The sequence below is a fragment of the Streptomyces arenae genome (assembly GCF_022343545.1).
In the GTDB taxonomy this organism is placed as follows: Bacteria; Actinomycetota; Actinomycetes; order Streptomycetales; family Streptomycetaceae; genus Streptomyces; species Streptomyces humi.
In genome coordinates this window covers 20,300-39,138 of record NZ_JAKQYH010000006.1, presented here as the reverse complement: position 1 = coordinate 39,138, position 18,839 = coordinate 20,300, and the positions used below count along the sequence as shown (strand labels likewise).

16 protein-coding genes and 1 pseudogene are annotated in these 18,839 nt (G+C 68.2%); 14 read left to right on the top strand and 3 right to left on the bottom strand.

Annotated features, from left to right (window positions below; genetic code table 11):
* The first annotated feature begins 287 nt into the window (after nt 1-287).
* The 5 genes from rpsL to MB828_RS02975 all read left to right on the top strand — a co-directional run bounded on the left by rpsL (nt 288) and on the right by MB828_RS02975 (nt 7,877).
* Nucleotides 288-659 (top strand): 30S ribosomal protein S12, encoded by a 372-nt coding sequence (rpsL, locus tag MB828_RS02995; protein ID WP_003948652.1) that lies wholly within the window; start codon nt 288-290, stop codon nt 657-659.
* Nucleotides 660-661: 2 nt separating this feature from the next.
* Complete coding sequence (gene rpsG, locus MB828_RS02990; RefSeq protein ID WP_003992340.1) at nt 662-1,132, top strand: 30S ribosomal protein S7; 471 nt, start codon at nt 662-664, stop codon at nt 1,130-1,132.
* 39 nt (nt 1,133-1,171) lie between these two features.
* Entirely contained in the window at nt 1,172-3,298 is a 2,127-nt protein-coding gene (gene fusA / locus MB828_RS02985) for an elongation factor G (protein WP_046731107.1), read from the top strand.
* A 169-nt stretch (nt 3,299-3,467) separates the two neighbouring features.
* Nucleotides 3,468-4,661 carry an elongation factor Tu gene (tuf, locus tag MB828_RS02980; RefSeq protein WP_133027411.1) on the top strand — a complete coding sequence of 398 codons (1,194 nt, stop codon included), beginning with the start codon at nt 3,468-3,470 and terminating at the stop codon, nt 4,659-4,661.
* A gap of 180 nt (nt 4,662-4,841) precedes the next feature.
* Nucleotides 4,842-7,877 carry a glycosyl hydrolase 115 family protein gene (locus tag MB828_RS02975; protein ID WP_301646805.1) on the top strand — a complete coding sequence of 1,012 codons (3,036 nt, stop codon included), beginning with the start codon at nt 4,842-4,844 and terminating at the stop codon, nt 7,875-7,877.
* Here the strand turns inward: MB828_RS02975 and MB828_RS02970 are convergent.
* Nucleotides 7,874-9,283, bottom strand: a complete 1,410-nt coding sequence (locus tag MB828_RS02970; protein ID WP_301646804.1) for a S41 family peptidase — start codon at nt 9,281-9,283, stop codon at nt 7,874-7,876. The genes MB828_RS02975 and MB828_RS02970 overlap by 4 nt on opposite strands.
* A gap of 145 nt (nt 9,284-9,428) precedes the next feature.
* On the opposite strand from MB828_RS02970, the gene MB828_RS02965 reads away from it, so the two are divergent.
* The gene (locus MB828_RS02965; protein ID WP_301646803.1) at nt 9,429-9,941 is read left to right on the top strand and encodes a GNAT family N-acetyltransferase; all 513 of its coding nucleotides are present in this window, start codon (nt 9,429-9,431) and stop codon (nt 9,939-9,941) included.
* Nucleotides 9,942-9,958: 17 nt separating this feature from the next.
* Here the strand turns inward: MB828_RS02965 and MB828_RS02960 are convergent, their stop codons facing one another.
* Nucleotides 9,959-10,147 (bottom strand): hypothetical protein, encoded by a 189-nt coding sequence (locus tag MB828_RS02960; RefSeq protein ID WP_301646802.1) that lies wholly within the window; start codon nt 10,145-10,147, stop codon nt 9,959-9,961.
* Between MB828_RS02960 and MB828_RS02955 the strand changes: the two are divergent.
* Nucleotides 10,079-10,219: pseudogene (locus tag MB828_RS02955) on the top strand (Scr1 family TA system antitoxin-like transcriptional regulator); the annotation flags it as partial. The gene MB828_RS02960 and the pseudogene MB828_RS02955 sit on opposite strands and share 69 nt — an antisense overlap.
* 126 nt (nt 10,220-10,345) lie before the next feature.
* Here MB828_RS02955 and MB828_RS02950 read toward each other — a convergent pair.
* Entirely contained in the window at nt 10,346-10,696 is a 351-nt protein-coding gene (locus tag MB828_RS02950; RefSeq protein WP_301646801.1) for a hypothetical protein, read from the bottom strand.
* Between the two features lie 78 nt (nt 10,697-10,774).
* On the opposite strand from MB828_RS02950, the gene MB828_RS02945 reads away from it, so the two are divergent.
* From MB828_RS02945 to MB828_RS02915, 7 genes are all read left to right on the top strand, one after another.
* On the top strand, nt 10,775-11,422 hold the full coding sequence (locus MB828_RS02945; protein ID WP_301646800.1) for a hypothetical protein: 648 nt from the start codon (nt 10,775-10,777) through the stop codon (nt 11,420-11,422).
* Nucleotides 11,423-11,434: 12 nt separating this feature from the next.
* Nucleotides 11,435-11,893, top strand: coding sequence for a hypothetical protein (locus tag MB828_RS02940; RefSeq protein ID WP_301646799.1), 459 nt, complete (start codon nt 11,435-11,437; stop codon nt 11,891-11,893).
* Nucleotides 11,894-11,923: 30 nt separating this feature from the next.
* Nucleotides 11,924-12,136, top strand: a complete 213-nt coding sequence (locus tag MB828_RS02935) for a bacteriocin immunity protein (protein ID WP_301646798.1) — start codon at nt 11,924-11,926, stop codon at nt 12,134-12,136.
* A 98-nt stretch (nt 12,137-12,234) separates the two neighbouring features.
* Nucleotides 12,235-16,851 carry an RHS repeat-associated core domain-containing protein gene (locus MB828_RS02930; RefSeq protein ID WP_301646797.1) on the top strand — a complete coding sequence of 1,539 codons (4,617 nt, stop codon included), beginning with the start codon at nt 12,235-12,237 and terminating at the stop codon, nt 16,849-16,851.
* A complete protein-coding gene (locus tag MB828_RS02925) occupies nt 16,848-17,393 on the top strand; it encodes an SMI1/KNR4 family protein (protein ID WP_301646796.1) in 546 nt (181 codons plus the stop codon). The genes MB828_RS02930 and MB828_RS02925 overlap by 4 nt, the downstream gene beginning before the upstream one ends.
* 487 nt (nt 17,394-17,880) lie before the next feature.
* Nucleotides 17,881-18,051, top strand: a complete 171-nt coding sequence (locus MB828_RS02920) for a hypothetical protein (RefSeq protein WP_301646795.1) — start codon at nt 17,881-17,883, stop codon at nt 18,049-18,051.
* Nucleotides 18,052-18,187: 136 nt separating this feature from the next.
* A complete protein-coding gene (locus tag MB828_RS02915) occupies nt 18,188-18,835 on the top strand; it encodes a hypothetical protein (RefSeq protein ID WP_301646794.1) in 648 nt (215 codons plus the stop codon).
* The last annotated feature ends 4 nt before the right edge of the window (nt 18,836-18,839 follow it).

The window sequence follows — 18,839 nt, the reverse complement described above, 5'->3', positions numbered from 1 at the left end:
ACATCAGAGGCTCTCCTGAAACCGCAGGTCACAGCCCTCGGCCCCGGTGCTCCTCCTTCTGTTTTGACCGGAGTGATTGCGCTAGGTACGCTCAGACCTTGTGCCTGGGGTGTGCCCTGATCCTCGTGCGTGCCTTCAAACCGCACCTGAGTGACGAAGTGGCCACCGCGATCCGCGCCCCCTTCTGCCGCCCGGCAGGAGTCCGCGGAATCCGACACACCCGACCGCGTGGGTCGGCGACGTTCCAGGTTAGCTTCACCATTCGGCACACAGAAACCGGAGAAGTAGTGCCTACGATCCAGCAGCTGGTCCGCAAGGGCCGGCAGGACAAGGTCGAGAAGAACAAGACGCCCGCACTCGAGGGTTCCCCTCAGCGTCGTGGCGTCTGCACGCGTGTGTTCACGACCACCCCGAAGAAGCCGAACTCGGCCCTGCGTAAGGTCGCGCGTGTGCGTCTGACCAGCGGGATCGAGGTCACCGCTTACATTCCGGGTGAGGGACACAACCTGCAGGAGCACTCCATCGTGCTCGTGCGCGGCGGCCGTGTGAAGGACCTGCCGGGTGTTCGCTACAAGATCATCCGCGGCTCGCTCGACACCCAGGGTGTCAAGAACCGCAAGCAGGCCCGCAGCCGCTACGGCGCCAAGAAGGAGAAGTAAGAATGCCTCGTAAGGGCCCCGCCCCGAAGCGCCCGGTCATCATCGACCCGGTTTACGGCTCCCCTCTGGTGACCTCCCTGATCAACAAGGTGCTGCTGAACGGCAAGCGTTCCACCGCCGAGCGCATCGTCTACGGCGCCATGGAGGGTCTGCGTGAGAAGACGGGCAACGACCCGATCATCACGCTGAAGCGCGCGCTGGAGAACATCAAGCCGACCCTCGAGGTCAAGTCCCGCCGTGTCGGTGGTGCGACGTACCAGGTGCCGATCGAGGTCAAGCCCGGTCGCGCCAACACCCTCGCGCTGCGCTGGCTCGTCGGTTACTCCCGCGCCCGTCGCGAGAAGACCATGACCGAGCGTCTGCTCAACGAGCTTCTCGACGCTTCGAACGGCCTCGGTGCGGCCGTCAAGAAGCGCGAGGACACGCACAAGATGGCCGAGTCCAACAAGGCCTTCGCGCACTACCGCTGGTAGTCGCTACCCACATCGAGACCGAGAGAAGACCGAAGCCTTATGGCTACCACTTCACTTGACCTGGCCAAGGTCCGCAACATCGGGATCATGGCCCACATCGACGCGGGCAAGACGACCACCACCGAGCGGATCCTGTTCTACACCGGTGTGTCGTACAAGATCGGTGAGGTCCACGACGGCGCTGCCACCATGGACTGGATGGAGCAGGAGCAGGAGCGTGGCATCACGATCACCTCTGCTGCCACCACCTGTCACTGGCCGCTGGAAGACGTCGACCACACCATCAACATCATCGACACCCCGGGCCACGTCGACTTCACCGTCGAGGTGGAGCGTTCGCTGCGCGTGCTCGACGGTGCCGTGACGGTGTTCGACGGCGTCGCCGGCGTGGAGCCCCAGTCCGAGACGGTGTGGCGTCAGGCGGACCGCTACGGCGTTCCGCGTATCTGCTTCGTCAACAAGCTCGACCGGACCGGTGCCGAGTTCCACCGCTGCGTCGACATGATCAGCGACCGCCTGGGCGCGCAGCCGATCGTCATGCAGCTCCCGATCGGTGCCGAGGCCGACTTCCAGGGCGTCGTGGACCTCGTCCGCATGAAGGCGCTCGTGTGGTCCGCCGAGGCCACCAAGGGCGAGATGTACGACGTCGTCGACATCCCGGCCACCCACGTCGAGGCTGCCGAGGAGTACCGCGGCAAGCTGGTCGAGACCGTGGCCGAGAACGACGACGAGATCATGGAGCTGTTCCTGGAGGGCCAGGAGCCCTCGGAGGAGCAGCTGTACGCCGCGATCCGCCGTATCACCATCGCGTCCGGCAAGTCCAAGGACACCACGGTCACCCCGGTGTTCTGCGGTACCGCGTTCAAGAACAAGGGCGTCCAGCCCCTGCTCGACGCGGTCGTGCGCTACCTGCCCTCCCCCCTGGACGTCGAGGCCATCGAGGGCCACGACGTGAAGGACCCGGAGGTCGTGGTCAAGCGCAAGCCGTCCGACGACGAGCCGCTGTCCGCGCTGGCGTTCAAGATCATGAGCGACCCGCACCTCGGCAAGCTCACCTTCGTCCGGGTCTACTCGGGCCGCCTGGAGTCCGGCACCGCCGTGCTGAACTCCGTCAAGGGCAAGAAGGAGCGCATCGGCAAGATCTACCGCATGCACGCGAACAAGCGTGAGGAGATCGAGTCGGTGGGCGCCGGCGACATCATCGCCGTCATGGGTCTGAAGCAGACCACGACCGGTGAGACGCTGTGCGACGACAAGCAGCCGGTGATCCTGGAGTCCATGGACTTCCCGGCGCCGGTCATCCAGGTCGCCATCGAGCCCAAGTCCAAGGGTGACCAGGAGAAGCTGGGTGTCGCCATCCAGCGTCTCGCGGAGGAGGACCCCTCCTTCCAGGTCCACTCGGACGAGGAGACCGGCCAGACCATCATCGGTGGTATGGGCGAGCTGCACCTCGAGGTGCTGGTCGACCGTATGCGCCGTGAGTTCAAGGTCGAGGCGAACGTCGGCAAGCCCCAGGTGGCGTACCGCGAGACGATCCGTCAGGCCGTCGAGCGCGTCGACTACACCCACAAGAAGCAGACCGGTGGTACCGGTCAGTTCGCGAAGGTGCAGATCGGCATCGAGCCGCTCGAGGGTGGCGACACGTCGTACGAGTTCGTGAACAAGGTGACCGGTGGTCGTATCCCGAAGGAGTACATCCCTTCGGTCGACGCCGGTGCGCAGGAGGCCATGCAGTTCGGCATCCTCGCCGGTTACGAGATGACCGGTGTCCGCGTGATCCTGCACGACGGTGCCTACCACGAGGTGGACTCCTCCGAGCTCGCCTTCAAGATCGCCGGTTCGCAGGCCTTCAAGGAGGCCGCGCGCAAGGCCAAGCCCGTGCTCCTCGAGCCGATGATGGCCGTCGAGGTCACCACGCCCGAGGACTACATGGGTGAGGTCATCGGCGACATCAACTCCCGCCGTGGCCAGATCCAGGCCATGGAGGAGCGGGCCGGTGCCCGCGTCGTGAAGGGCCTCGTGCCCCTCTCGGAGATGTTCGGTTACGTCGGCGACCTGCGCAGCAAGACGTCCGGCCGGGCCAGCTACTCCATGCAGTTCGACTCCTACGCCGAGGTTCCGCGGAACGTCGCCGAGGAGATCATCGCGAAGGCCAAGGGCGAGTAAGCACCGCGTTCACCGCAGTGCGCACCACGCCGTAGGCTTGACCCCGGAGCCTCACGGGTCGTTCCTCCGCATTCGTGGCGGAGCGACCCGGGGCCCGGGACCCAACAGCAAAGATCACCTGGCGCCGATTGAACCAAGGCGTACAGAACCACTCCACAGGAGGACCCCAGTGGCGAAGGCGAAGTTCGAGCGGACTAAGCCGCACGTCAACATCGGCACCATCGGTCACATCGACCACGGTAAGACGACCCTCACGGCCGCCATTACCAAGGTGCTGCACGACGCGTACCCGGACCTGAACGAGGCGACCGCGTTCGACAACATCGACAAGGCGCCCGAGGAGCGTCAGCGCGGTATCACCATCTCCATCGCGCACGTCGAGTACCAGACGGAGACCCGTCACTACGCCCACGTCGACTGCCCGGGTCACGCGGACTACATCAAGAACATGATCACCGGTGCCGCGCAGATGGACGGTGCGATCCTCGTCGTCGCCGCCACCGACGGCCCGATGCCGCAGACCAAGGAGCACGTGCTCCTGGCCCGTCAGGTCGGCGTTCCGTACATCGTCGTCGCCCTGAACAAGGCCGACATGGTGGACGACGAGGAGATCCTGGAGCTCGTCGAGCTCGAGGTCCGTGAGCTCCTCTCCGAGTACGAGTTCCCGGGCGACGACGTCCCGGTCGTCAAGGTCTCGGCGCTCAAGGCGCTCGAGGGCGACGCCGAGTGGACCCAGTCGGTCCTGGACCTCATGAACGCCGTCGACACCGCGATCCCGGAGCCGGAGCGCGACGTCGACAAGCCGTTCCTGATGCCGATCGAGGACGTCTTCACGATCACCGGTCGCGGTACGGTCGTCACCGGCCGTATCGAGCGTGGTGTCCTCAAGGTCAACGAGACCGTCGACATCATCGGCATCAAGACCGAGAAGACCACCACCACGGTCACCGGTATCGAGATGTTCCGCAAGCTGCTCGACGAGGGCCAGGCCGGTGAGAACGTCGGTCTGCTGCTCCGCGGCATCAAGCGCGAGGACGTCGAGCGCGGCCAGGTCATCATCAAGCCGGGCTCGGTCACCCCGCACACCGAGTTCGAGGCGCAGGCCTACATCCTCTCCAAGGACGAGGGTGGCCGCCACACGCCGTTCTTCAACAACTACCGTCCGCAGTTCTACTTCCGTACCACGGACGTGACCGGCGTCGTGACCCTCCCCGAGGGCACCGAGATGGTCATGCCGGGCGACAACACTGAGATGAAGGTCGAGCTCATCCAGCCCATCGCCATGGAAGAGGGCCTGAAGTTCGCCATCCGTGAGGGTGGCCGCACGGTCGGCGCCGGCCAGGTCATCAAGATCAACAAGTGATCTCGGCCCGCGAGGGCTGACCAGGCAGGTCTGAAGGGGCCCGTACGACTCCGGTCGTACGGGCCCCTTTGTCGTCGTCCGGGTTCGAAACTATTCGGCGTGTACGACCCCTGGCTCACGGGAAGCGCCCGCCCCACCATTTGTCATGCCGCTGAGCAAATTCTGACGGAGGGGTGAGGCATGTCTGTGAGCCGCAGGACGGTGCTCGGTGCGGGCGCCGCCGCCGTACCGGTGCTGTCGTCGGGGATCGCCGGGACCGTCACGGAGTCCGCGCTCCGGAACACCGACCCCGGTGCGTACATCTCCTTCACCGGTGGGGCGTTCGCCCTGGTGGGTGCCCCGGTCGTGGTGAGCGCCGACGACCACCCGGGGGTGGTCCGGGTCGCGGCCGACCTCCGCGCCGACCTCGAACGGGTGACGGGGATCCGGCCTGGTGCGACCATCGCCCCGCTCGCCGTCCTGGTCGGCACGATCGGCCGCAGCCCGCTGATCGACGGCCTGGTGGCCGCCGGCCGGCTCGACGTCTCGGAGATCCGCGGCCGCTGGGAGACCTCGCTCCAGACGGTGGTCGAGCATCCGCTGCCCGGGGTGGAGAAGGCCTTCGTCATCGCGGGCAGCGACCCGCGCGGCACGATCTTCGGGGTCTACGACGTCTCGTACGGCATCGGGATCTCCCCCTGGCACTGGTGGGACGACGTGCCCCCGGTGCGCCGGACCGGGGTGTGGGTCCTGCCCGGCAGGTTCACCCAGGGCACGCCGGCCGTGCGCTACCGGGGCTTCTTCATCAACGACGAGAACCCGGCCCTCGGGACCTGGGCCCCCGCCCACTTCGGGCCGGGCAAGGCCCCCGGCTACCCCGGCGGCTTCAACGCGGACTTCTACGCCCGGATCTTCGAGGTGCTGCTCCGGCTGAAGGGCAACTACCTCTGGCCGGCGGTGTGGGGGCGGGCGTTCGCCGAGGACGACCCGGAGAACCACCGGCGGGCCGCCGACTACGGCGTTGTCATGGGCACGTCTCACGAGGCGCCGATGATGCGCGGCATCGAGGAGTGGAACCGGCATGCCACGGGCGGCAGGGACCCCTACGGGGGCACGGGCGAGTGGTCGTACCTCCGCAACGCGGAGGCGATCCGCGCCTACTGGCGGGCGGGTGTCCGGCGGATGGTGGACGAGGGCTTCGAGGGCGTGGTCACCCTCGGCATGCGCGGCAACGGCGACACCGGGCTCCCCGACGGCGACGGCATCGAGCTGATGCGGGAGATCATCGCGGCGCAGCGGGGGATCATCGAGGAGGAGACGGGCCGGCCGGCGGCCGAGACCCCGCAGGTGTGGACCCTGTACAAGGAGGTCCAGCGCTACTGGGACCGGGGACTGCGGGCACCGGACGACGTCACCGTCGTCCTGACCGACGACAACTGGGGCAACATCCGCAAGCACCCGGCGCCCGGAGAACCCCGCGGCGGCGGATACGGCCTCTACTACCACTTCGACTACGTGGGCGCCGGCCGCAACTACAAGTGGGTCGACACCGCGAACCTCCGCAACGTCTGGGACCAGCTCCACCAGGCGCACGCCTACGGCAACCACGGGCTGTGGGTCGCGAACGTGGGCGACCTGAAGGGGAACGAACTGCCCACGGAGTTCTTCCTCACCTACGCCTGGAACCCGGAGCGCTGGGACGCCGACCGGCTGGGCGAGTGGGAACGGAGGTACGCGCGGCAGAACTTCGGCGCCGCGGTGGCGGGCGAGGCGGCCGAGGTCCTGGCCACGTACGGTCAGTTGCAGGCCCGCCGCAAACCCGAGCTGCTGAACCGCCGGATCACCCTCTCCGACACCGGCCAGGTGGTGTATGACGACCGGCAGACGCCCTTCTCCTTCGGCCACCGGGAGCTGGAGCGGGTCACGGCGGAGTGGCGGGAGCTGGACAGGCGGGCGGCGCGGATCGCCCGCCGGCTGCCCGAGGCCACCCGGGACGCGTGGTTCGAGCTGGTCGGGTACGAGGTGGCGGCCACCGCGAACCTGTACGCGCTGCGGGAGGCCGAGTTCACCAACCTGCTGTACGCCCGGCAGGGCAGAGCGGCGACGAACGACCGCGCGGCGGACGCGGAACAGGCCCTGCTCCGGGACTTCGCGCTGGCCGGCCGCTTCAACTCCGAGGTGGCGGGCGGCAAATGGCAGGGCTTCCAGACACAGCCGCACATCGACTACGGGGACGTCGACCGGTACGGCCCCAACGCGCCCTGGCAGCAGCCGGAGAAGGACAACGTGGCCCTTCCGGACGTGCTCTTCCCCGCGGTACGCCGCATCGAGGTGCCCGAGGCGGCGGGGCTGGGCGTCTGGGTGGACGGCGCGGAGGACGCGGGAGCCGGGGCGCTGCCGCCGTTCAGTCCGTATCAGACCCGGCCGCAGCAGTTCGTCGAGGTGTTCAACCGGGGCCGTACCCCCTTCGGCTACCGGGTGGAGAGTTCGGTGCCGTGGCTGGTGGTGGACCGGCCGCGGGGCCGGGTGGAGCGGCAGGTGCGGGTGGAGGTGCGGGTGGACTGGTCCCGGGCGCCGGGTGGACGGTCGTCCGGGGAGCTGACGGTGAGCGGGGCGGGGGAGTCGGTGACGGTGCGGTGCGTGGCGGAGCAGCCGTCGGCACGGGGACTGCGGGGACTGCGGGGGCTACGGGGACTGCGGGGACTGCGGGGGCTGCGGGGCTTCGTCGAGGCGGGCGGGTACGTCGCGATCGACGCGGAGCACCACGACCGTGCGGTGGGGCGGTGGCGCCGGCTGCCGGGCATCGGGCGGACCGGGGCCGGGATGACGGCGTGGCCGGTGACGGGGGGCTGGGGCGGGTCCGCGGCCGCCTGGCCCCGACTGGAGTACGAGGTGAGCCTGCTGTCGGCGGGGGAGGTGACGGTGTGGGCGTACCTGTCACCGCGCAACCCGGCGACGGCCGCCGCCGGCCTGCACTACGCGCTCTCCTTCGACGAGGACGAGCCCCAGGTGGTCGACATCACCGCGGGCGCGGACGACGGTCTGCTGAACACGGTGTGGGCGAGGAACACGTCCGACAACGTGAACCGGACGGCGACCCGGCACACCCTGACCTCCGGGACCCACCGCCTGAAGTTCTGGTCGGTGGACCCCACGGTGGTGGTGCAGCGACTGCTGATCGACACGGGCGGCCTGACCCCGACGTACCTGGGGCCGCTGGAGAGCCGGCGGCTCTAGGGGAGGCGTCGGCGGGGGGTGGGGGCTCGGAGGCCAGGGGCGGGCCGCAGCAGGGCCACCGCCCGGTCGAACGCCGAGTCGCGGTTCTTCGTGAACTCCTCGGCGGTGAAGATCGGTTCGGTGATGTCCGGCGGGATGCCGGCGCCGTCGAAGGTGCGTCCGGTGCGGGTCAGGAACTCCTCGTTCGGGAGCCAGGCCGCCATGCCGTCGGGCAGGTAGCGGACCATGATGTCCGAGAAGACGCCCTGGGTCGGCTGTCCGACGCGGACCGTGCGGCCCGGGCGGTCGATCAGGGCCTGGGTGAAGGTCTCACCGGCGCTGACGGTCGAACCGCCGGTGAGGAGGACGACCGGGCCGGTGTAGCGGGGTCCGCGGGCAGGGGTGACGCGGACCGGTTCGGGCTGGGTGTGGCGGGCCGGGTCGGCGGGGTCGTCGCGGACGCGCTTGGAGTAGGCGACGTACGGGGTGTCCGTCAGCCGTTCGGCGATGCGGATGCCGAGGGCGTCGGAGCCGCCGCCGTTGACCCGCAGGTCGATGATCAGACCGCGCAGGGAGCGGGTGCGGGCCGGGGTGAGGACGGCGTTCAGCACCCGGTCGAGTTCGGTGCGGTCGGCGGCGTACGAGTCGTCGTCCCGGTTGTATCCGTCGAAGTCGGCGATCCGCAGGTATCCGAGGTTTCCCCCGGGGAGATCCGCATAGGTGATGAGGCCGTCCGCGAAGTCCTGCCGGCCGGTGGCCCCCTTGAGGTCGCGGGCGATGACGAACCTCTTCACCCTGGCGTCGAGCTCCGGGCCCGGCAGGGTGGTCCCGGGGCGTCCCACGCCGTAGTGGCGGTCGCCGTCCTGGACGAGCACGTGCGCGTCGTGGAGCGGTTCGGTCATGCGGCTGAAGACGTCGAAGAGCGCGGCGCGGGTGGTGTCCTCGTGCACGAGCGGCCGGTAGCGGTCGCGCACGGCCTGCCAGTCGATGCCCTTGGCCGCGAAGAAGGGGTAGTTCTCCTGGAAGGACTGCCAGAAGACGTCGAAGGCCGCGCGGGGGTCGGACGAGGGCGGCCGGGTGCAGGCGGCCGGGAGCGAGCCGATCCGTGTCAGCCGCCGGTGCCCGACCGCGCTGTCGTCGTCGAGCAGGGCGTGCCCGGCGTCGGAGGTGAGCCGCAGGGTGAGGACGGCACCGTCGGACTCGTAGGTCCCTCGTCCGGCCCCGGCCGGTGAGAAGTCCCCCTTGAGGCAGCTGACGGCGGTCGTCTGGTACTCCTGCATCCCCCGTGCGTCGACGGTGACGATCGTCCCGTAACCGTCGGTGCGCCACACGCCGTCCGGGCCCGTGCCGGTTCCGGGCGCTGCCGGTGCCGTGACGGCGAGGGCGAGGGCCAGGAGAAGAGCTGCGGTCCCCACGACGTTTCGCACGATGGCGTCCTTCCACCCACACGCGACTGAGGCTTGCGCCCCTCACGTTGCCGGACGGCGAGGGTCCCGGCCATCCGGCAGACGGGGGACTCCGAGTCCGTTCCGGAGCGAGCCGCATCCGAGGCCGGTTGCGTAAGGTTTTCGGATGACTGTGCTGCGTGGCGCCTCCGTGGCCCTCCGCCCCACCGTGCGCGAGGACATCCGTCCCCTGGCCGCCATTCGGGCCACGCCTGAAGTGTGTGCACGATGGAGGGGCGGGGACGATCTCGAGGCGGACGTCGCAGCCGACCTCGAAGACCCAGACACCCGGTCCCTGACCATCGACCACCGACAGCGGATCATCGGCATGATCCAGTGGTACGCCCAGGAAGAGCCGGACTACCGGCACGCCGGCATCGACCTCTTCCTCGATCCCTCGTTGCACGGCAGGGGCCTGGGCACCGACGCCGTACGGACCCTGGCCCGCCATCTGGTCGACGTCCAGGGCTACCACCGTCTGATCATCGACCCGGCAGCCGACAACATCGCGGCGATCCGCTGTTACACCAAGGTCGGCTTCAAGCCGGTCGGCATCATGCGGCAGTACGAGCGCGGCCCGGACGGCACCTGGCACGACGGCCTCCTGATGGACCTCCTGGCCGCCGAGCTGGTGCGCTGAGCGCTCCGCGCGAGCTCTTACTCGGGCTGCTCGAAGAGCTCGACCGTGGTGGTGGCCGTGGCGGCGCGGGTCAGCCAGGTGGTGAGGGTGCCGTGGTCATCGCAGGAGGTGATGCGGTCACGGGCTTGGTTACGAAGGTGCGTGACCTGGCGCAGCTGGAGGCGAGGGCGGTCGAGCTCCAGCTCTACGACCCGCTCAATATCCACGGGTTGTTGCAGACAGCCGAATACGCGCGCGGGCTGTTCCTGATGCGTCGGCCGGCGTACAGCGGGGACGAGGTGGAGCGGTTCATCGCCGCGCGCGTGGCCCGTAAGACCGTCTTCGACCGACCCGGTCAAGGCGGGGTTCCGGGCGTACGACGGGACGCTGGAGGAACTGCTCGGCGGCGAGCCGCCGGAGCGCGGCTACTCCGCCTTGTTCCCGCCACCACCCTGCGGTTGCTGCTGACCCTCCGGCCGTACCGCGTCCTTTGCCTTCTTCGCGAGGTCGTCGTCCAGTTTCTTGAACTCGCGGACCACGGTGTCGGACATGTCGGCGAGCGAATCGATCTGTTTGGTGATGTCCTCGCGGCCGTCGTGCCAGTTGGACTCGAAGTCGTCGAGGGCGTTGTAGACCGTGCTGCTGCCGACGTCGTCCTGGTAGGACTCGAACATCTTCTTGGTGTGGTTCAGGCGTTCCTTGATGGAGCGCAGCTTGCGGCCGTAGTCCTCCAGCTCGCTCAGCGGTATCGCGAGGTCGCTCTTGCCGTTGCCCACGTGACCGTCCCCCGTTCGCGCATCTCGTAGTCTGGGCCGCACCGTATATCAGATCATCGGACGGGGGCTGCGTACACCATGGCGCGCTATATGGAGACGCTCACCATCGAGCGCGGCGGTTTCCGGATCAAGGTGCCGGAGTCGTGGTGGGAGTTCGACGTGCGGCCGGAGTCGCGGGACGACTCGATCCGGCGGATGGTGAACGAGCGCGTCGCCCAGCACCCGGAGCTGGCGCAGTACCGGGACACGTACGTCGGCTTCCTGCGCAAGTCCGCGGCGGACGCGTGGAAGTCGGGCGCGATGTACTGCGGCTGCATGGCGGAGAGCTTCGGCGGCGACACCCCGATCACCGGCTCGGTCACGGTGTCGCTGGTCGGGGGCCGGACCCGCGAGGGCGCGCCCCTCTCCAACGACCCGGCCGCCATCGCCGCCCAGCTCGCCCCCAAGGAGGCCCACCGGGAGGGCGACTCCTGGCGCAAGGTGACGACCGTCGACATCCCCGGAGTCGGCCCCGCTGCCCGGACGTACGGCATCGAGGACATCCCGATCCCCGAGGACAGCCTGGGCCGCACGATCCGCGCGGTCCTGATGCAGACGTTCATCCCGGTCCCGGGCCAGGAGGGCAAGGTCGCCCTGGTGGCGGGCAGCAGCCAGGTCCTCGACCTCGCCGAGTCCTTCTTCGACATCTTCGACGCGATCACGTCGACGTTCCGCTTCGCGGACTGAGCGACGGCCGTTGTGGACTGGGGGAGCGGCGAGGGCCTGCTGGGTCTCGACGACCCGGCGGAGTGGGACGCCGCGTTCGAGCGGGGCGAGGATCATCTCGGCACGGCGGTGATCGGGCTGGCTCTCAACTGCCCGTTGGAGGAGGCGTCCCCGCGGATCGTGAGGGCGATGAAACTCCCGGACCAGGAGCAGCGGGGTTACGCCTGCACCGCGGCGGGCACCGCGGCCCGCCGCAACGGCCGGCTGACCCCGGAGCTCTTTGCCGCACTGCGCGCCGAGGGACCGGGCGGCCCGGCCGACGACGCGATCGGCGACACACTCACCTTCGTGCCGTCCCGGGACCTGCCACCGTGGTTGAAACGCCGACGGGTCTACGTGACGGTGCGGGGCACGTTGGAGCATCGGTGGCTGCGGTGCACGGACGCGGTCGCGGACAACCGGCGGATCCTGCGTGGACGCCGCCTTCGCTGAATATTTCGGCTGAGCCGAGAGGATGCTTACGTGCCTTCGAAGACCCCTGACGAACTCATTCTGCTGGTTCAGCAGATCATGGACGCGCGCCTCCCCGAGCGGGAACATGACGCGCTGCTGGAGGAGCTGAAGCAGAGTGTCCTGCATCCCCGGGTAAGCGACTTGATCTACTACTCGGACCCGGAGCTCACGGCCGAGGAAGTGGTGGACCAGGCTCTGGCCTACCGCCCGATCGCGTTGTGAGCCTGACCCGCTGGGCTTCACCTCGAACGGCCGTTCCTTGTAAGTTCGCGTGTGCACAGGTGTGTTGACGGGGCGTACGCGACGGGGGTTGCGGGGACATGGCGGGGTACCGACCGGCGGACTGGCATCCACTCGATCTCGACAGGGACCCCACCCCCGGCGACCCGCAGCGCGTCCGCACTCTCGCCGCACAGCTGCACTCCTTCGCCGACGACGTCTCCGACGCCCTGCGTCTGGTCAAGGGCATGGCCGGCGAGGACACCCTGCTCCAGTGGGCCGGTAAATCGGCCGACGTCTTCAAGGAGCAGTTCAAGGACGTTCCGAAGAACCTGAAGAAGCTGAAGAAGTCCTACGAGATGTGCGGCGACGCCCTCGCGGACTACTGGCCCAAGCTGGAGCGGGCGCAGGCCCTGGCCGACAAGGCCCTGGCCAAGGCGAAGGAGGCGCAGTCGGACCTGGCCTCCGCCAAGTCCCGCCTGTCATCGGCCGATTCCTGGGTCACCCGAGCCACCAAGGAAGCCGACAAGTACAAGGACGACCCCACCGGCAGCAAGTCCGACGCCGACAAGCCCGACGAGGGCAAGGTCCGGGCCGCCACCCGAGATGTGCAGAGCGCCAAATCCGCCCATACCAAGGCCCAGTCGGACGTCACCTCCGCGCAGAGCGCCCTCGACGCCGCGAAGAAGATGGCCGAGGACGCGCGGAAGATGCGTGACGACGCGGCGGGTGAGGCGAAGCGGAAGATCGACGAGGCCTCCGACGCGGGGATACCCAACCGGCACTGGTGGCAGGACGTCGGCCACTGGTTCGAGGACAACTGGGACACCATCGTCACGGTCTGCAAGGTGGTCGTGGCGGTCGTCGGGATCATCGCGATGATCATCGGCGGGCCCATCCTCGGCGCGATCGTCCTCATCGCCGCGCTCGTCGTCCTCGCGGACACGCTCTACAAATACTCCAAAGGCCAAGCATCCCTATGGGATGTGGCGTTCGCGGCCATGGACTGCATACCCGGCGGCAAGGGCATCACCAGCCTCGGCAAACTCGCCAAGGGCCTCAAGGAGATGAAGAACCTCCGCGGCGGCATGAAAGCCATGAGCCTCGCCGTCCGCGGCCTAGGCAAGAGCGGGCGCAGGATGCTCGACGACGCGCTCACCGGCGGGAAGGACGCGCTCGGTCGTCTCAAGTCGCGCATCCGGGGCTGCGGCGACCCGATCGACATGGCCACCGGCTGGATGTTCCTCGCACAGTCCGACCTGAATCTGCCGGGTACCCTGCCGCTCGGCCTTTCCCGACAGGTGGCGTCCGGGTACCGGACGGGCTGGTGGTTTGGGCCATCCTGGGCCTCCACCCTGGACCAGCGGCTGGAGATCGATGCGCAGGGCGTCGTCCTCGTCACCGAGGACGGCCGACTGCTTTCGTATCCACATCCCGCCGATCCGGACACGCCAGCGTTGCCGGAGACCGGGCCCCGCTGGCCCCTCCGTCGTCTCGACGGCGGTGGCTACCGGGTGCAGGACCCCGCGTCCGGTCTGACGCGCCATTTCGGCAGGCCCACGGGAGGGTTCTGCCCTCTGCTGCGGATATCGGACCGGCACGGCAACGCGGTCTGGTTCGACTACGCCCCCGACGGGGCACCGGTCGCCGTCCGGCACACGAGTGGCTACCACGTGCGGATCACGACCGACGGCCGACGGGTGACGGCGCTCCACCTGGCGGGCGCCGCGGAGGACGGCGCTGATGCCGTGGTCATGCGGTACGGCTATACGGACGGCAATCTCACGGAGGTGTTCAACTCCTCCGGCCTGCCACTGCGCTATTCCTATGACGACAGGCTGCGCGTCACCTCGTGGACGGACACCAACGGGAGCACCTACACCTACGCGTACGACGAGCGGGACCGGTGTGTCGCGCAGGGCGGCGAAAGCGGGCACCTTGCCGCTGTCCTCGACTACGACGGCACGGACGGCGCATGGCCTGGAAAGCGCATCACGACCTACACGAGTGCGGAGGGTGCGGTCACCCGCTTCGTCGTCGACGAGCGGTACCTGATCGAGGCAGAGATCGACGCATGCGGTGGCGTGACGGTCAACGAGTACGGAGAGGATCAGCAGTTGGTGAAGTGGACGGATGCCCTGGGGCATTCGACGCGCTTCTCCCACGGCCCCGGCGGACGTCTCACCACCCTCGCTCGTCCGGACGGAGCGACGACCCACTGGTCCTACACGGACAGGGGCCAGCTCGCGGCCGTAGTCCTGCCCGGCGGAGCATCGCTTGCGAGGGAGTACGACAGCAGGGGCAACTGCATCGCCGTCACCGACCCCCTCGGAGCCACGACGCATTACGAGTACGACGAGACAGGCGCACTGGTCGGTGTCGTCGACGCGCTGGGCGCAAGGACACGGCTGACGAACAACCGCAGCGGACTGTGCGTCGGCATAGTGGACCCGCTGGGGCACCAGGTGACGAAGGCGTACGACGCTTTCGGCCGCGTCAGCAGCGTCACGGACCCGGAGGGTCGGGTGACCAGTTACCGGTGGACACCCGAGGGAAGGCTCGCGCGGAGAGTCGGCCCGGACGGGTCGACCGAGACGTGGGAGTACGACGGAGAGGGCAACTGCACCCGTCACGTGAACGCGGGCGGCGGAGTCACGACGTACGAGTACACGCACTTCGACTTGCTGAGTGCACGTACCGACCCGAACGGAGTTCGTTACGAGTTCTCCTATTCGCCGTCCCTGAACCTGACCACGGTCACTGACCCAAGAGGGCTGACCTGGGAGTACACCTATGACGCGGCAGGTCGGCTGATCGGTGAGAAGGACTTCGACGACCGTCGGGTCCACTACGGCAGGGACGCCGCAGGCCGGCTGGTCTCCCGCACCAACCCACTTGGGCAGACCGTCCGCTACAGCTTGGACACGGTCGGGCGGACCATCGCGAAGGACGTGGCCGGCGAGGTCACCTCGTACGAGTACGACGCGGACGGCCTGCTGAGCCGGGCCCTGGGCCCGGGTTGCGACGTGATCCGGCACAGGGACGGCGCGGGACGGGTCGTCGCCGAGACGACCAACGGTCTTACGCTCTCCTTCCGTTACGACGCCCGGGGAAGGCGCACGGCACGCACCACACCGACTGGTGCGGTCGCCGAGTACACGCTCGACGCGGCGGGCCGGACCACATCACTGACCACCTCGGGCCACCGTCTCGACTTCGCCCATACCGCGGCAGGACGTGAGACATCGCGCTCGATCGGTGACTCATTGCTGCTGGAACACGACTGGGATCCGGCAGGGCGCCTGCTCGGTCAGAGGCTGTCCGCCGCAGGTGAGACCGTGGAGCAGCGCGCCTACACGTACCGCCCGGACGGCTACCTCGTGGGTGTGGAGGACACGCTTGCCGGCCCGGTCTCGATCGACCTCGACGCTGCCGGGCGTGTCACCGGGGTGCGGGCGCATGACTGGGTCGAGTCCTACGCCTACGACCAGGCCGGCAACCAGGTCGAAGCGACGTGGCCGCAGCAGGGCGCGGGCTCGGTGCGGTACGAGTCCGACGGGGCGGGCCGGGTGACCGCCAGGCGTAAGCGTCGCCTGTCCCGCAAGCCGGACGTCTGGACGTACGAGTGGGATGCCGAGGACCGGCTGACGTCCGTCACCACACCGGACGGGACGGTCTGGCGTTACGCCTACGACCCCATGGGGCGCCGGATATCGAAGACGCGGTGTGCGGCCGACGGCGTGACGCCGACCGAGGTCACGCGGTTCGTCTGGGACGGCGCGACCCTCGCCGAGCAGACCACGGTAGCCGCCGGCCGGCCGCATCCCGTCACCCTGACCTGGGACCACGACGGCCTGCACCCGCTCACACAGACGGAACGCATCACGGATGCGGCGACCCGGCAGGACGTCGACTCCCGGTTCTTCGCCATCGTCACCGATCTCGTCGGCGCTCCCACCGAACTCGTCGACGAAACCGGCGCGGTCTCGTGGCGGTCGAGGAGGACGACCTGGGGTGTCACGGCCCAGGCCGCGGAGAACACGGCGTCCACACCGCTGCGCTTCCCCGGGCAGTACCACGATCCGGAGACGGGCCTCCACTACAACTATCACCGTTACTACGACCCGGAGACCGGCCGCTACGCCTCCCAGGACCCCGTCGGCATCGAGTTCGCTTTCAATCCGGTCGCCTATGTCCACAACCCGTGGCGATGGGTGGATCCGCTCGGTCTGGGACCGTGCAACGGGGTCATCGAGCACAACGGGAACGTCCACTACCTTCCGCTGGATGCCGACGGGCGGGCGACGGGCGTCAACGCGGTCATCTCGAAGGACATGCTCGACACCGGAACTTCCGCGGCCCAGGATGTTCACCCCTCCGGATGGAGCGGGCACGGTACGAAATTCAATGAGGGACGCGGGCATCTGCTTGCGGATCGACTGGGCGGGCGGGGCGACCTGGAGGAGAACCTGGTGACTTTGACTCAGGACCCGACCAACACGCCGATCATGCGGGATCAGATCGAGCAGAAGATCTATGACGCGGTGTCGGGTGGGGAGACCGTCAGATACGAGGTTCGAGCCCACTATCCTGAGCCGGGCGACGTGGCCCCTCATAAACTTACGTTCCATGCCCGGGGGGACAAGGGGTTCACTCTCGATGAAGAACTGGAGAACCCTGCGGGTATGTTTGGATTCGGAGAAACGGAGTTGTTGTGACCGCACGAGAAGAGTTGCTGCAGCTGGTGCCGCCCCCGGCGGACGTGGTGGCGGACATCGACTGGGAGCGGGTCGAAGATGAACTGGATATCTCGCTGCCTGACGATTACAAATGGCTGGCGGAGCGATATGGGTCAGGATCCTTCGATCAGTTCATGACCATCTTGCATCCGAGTTCCCGGTTTTATCCGACGCGCCTCGTCGATGCTGCCGAACGTGCCGCCGAACTATTGGAGCAAATGCCGGAGAGTCTGCAGAAGAAAGTCCCGTACGAGATCGAATCGCTGTTGGCCGTCGGGAATACCGACAATGGCGACACGATCTACTGGATTACGGATCCAGAAGACGATCCGAACGCATGGACCGTGACGGCGAATGGGGCGCGCAACACCAAGTGGCCGCACTTCGAAGGCGGCATTGTGGAATTCCTGGTGGCGATTCTCTCCAAGGCGACTCGGATGGATGTGTTTCCCAGTGATTTCCCGCACCCGCACCCCGTCTTCACTCCGGACCCCGATCCGAGCGCCCTTCGCCGCCGATGAAAGGCGGGGCGGGGTAACCGTCCTGTCCGAAGGCGCGCACGACGAAGATGCCGTGCCCGCAGTCCCCGCAACGGACTTCCGCATATCCCGTCCTGTCGGTGCGCCGCCCCACTTCCCGGCACGTCAAGGTTTGCGAGTCGCAGTCGGGGCAGTGGGCGGCCGTCACCTCGACCTCACCGCGCAGGATCTCCCTGCCCAGCACCGACCACCTGTTGTCGTGCGCTGCGTCCACGCGCTGGCCTCCAAGAGGGAACGGCGATCCTGCCCGGAGCGAGTCTCGCAACGACAGGCGGAACCTTCAATCGGCGGCGGCGTTGGACGGCTGGTGTGTACGGCGACCGGTCGGCGCGTGGTTGATGCACACCTGGCTGCGTGACGGCGTCTGGGTGCCTTGCATCGAAGAGCTGTACGACGCAGCGGCGGCCGAACTCCCGCGGCCGTCTCATAGATCAAGCGCAGCGACACCTATGCGCTCGTCCAGCCTGTCGTGGATCACTGGAACACCACCGGCTACGACACCGGCCGCGCCACCCGGAACGACTCCTACTACGACGCCAGCGAGATGGAAGCGATGGAGAAGAGCAAGAACTCGCGCGGCGGGGCGCTGATGGACGCGCGATACCGACAGGACACGGGCGACAACTACTCCTGCCGCTGAAGACCGGGCCCGACGGCCCGCAACCGACCCCGGACCCCCGGAAGGAACCATAGATCTGCAGTCCACCGTCACCGCGTTCCCGCGGGCCACGCCGATCGACGGCCTGGAACGCGCCTGGACGTGGCGTCTGAACCCGGTGCTGAACTCCGCGGGGGCGCTGACCGGCGACGGCACCCGGCTTCTCCAGATGAACCAGGTCCGCCGGCTCGACGACGCGCTGGCGGCCGCGGTGCTCGCCTTCGCCCGCGCGCACGAGTCGGAGCTGATCGCCGAGGGGTGCTTCCTGACCTTCGTCGACGGCTTCGAGGCGCCCGGGTACGCCTTCGACTCCGTCGCGGCCACCGTTCCCGAGGTGCACGGTCACCACCGGGTGCAGAACCCGGACCTCACGCCCGTGACCACCATCGTCTTTCCCGCGTACCGGTGCGAGTTCTCCGGGCAGGAGACGCTGGAGGAGGCGGAGGCCAGGTATCACAAGATGCTGCCCACCGCGGACATCGGCCGTGGACCCGTGCCGTTCCTGAAGATGCGCTTCGACAACCCGCGTACCGGGGGAGGCAGCAACAACCCGGGGCGGGCCCTGGCCAGGCCCGAGGTCCTGCTGGCCGAGATCCCGGAACTGAGGAACGCTCCCGGCGGGTTCGTGGAGTACGAGAACCACGCCGGTGACGTACGGCGCCTGCAGTGGGACCACAACGGCACATGGGTGCTCCCGGACGCGTCCGAGAGCCGGGAGCTGGGGCTCGACGAGCTTCTGCCCCTGGTGGAGGAGAGTCTGCGCTGACCGG

What these genes read in the sequence shown, in the direction of transcription:
- rpsG (WP_003992340.1), top strand. Translation starts at nt 662, where the DNA reads ATGCCTCGTAAGGGCCCCGCCCCGAAGCGCCCGGTCATCATCGACCCG.
- fusA (WP_046731107.1), top strand. Translation starts at nt 1,172, where the DNA reads ATGGCTACCACTTCACTTGACCTGGCCAAGGTCCGCAACATCGGGATC.
- MB828_RS02975 (WP_301646805.1), top strand. Translation starts at nt 4,842, where the DNA reads ATGTCTGTGAGCCGCAGGACGGTGCTCGGTGCGGGCGCCGCCGCCGTA.
- MB828_RS02965 (WP_301646803.1), top strand. Translation starts at nt 9,429, where the DNA reads ATGACTGTGCTGCGTGGCGCCTCCGTGGCCCTCCGCCCCACCGTGCGC.
- MB828_RS02945 (WP_301646800.1), top strand. Translation starts at nt 10,775, where the DNA reads ATGGCGCGCTATATGGAGACGCTCACCATCGAGCGCGGCGGTTTCCGG.
- MB828_RS02930 (WP_301646797.1), top strand. Translation starts at nt 12,235, where the DNA reads ATGGCGGGGTACCGACCGGCGGACTGGCATCCACTCGATCTCGACAGG.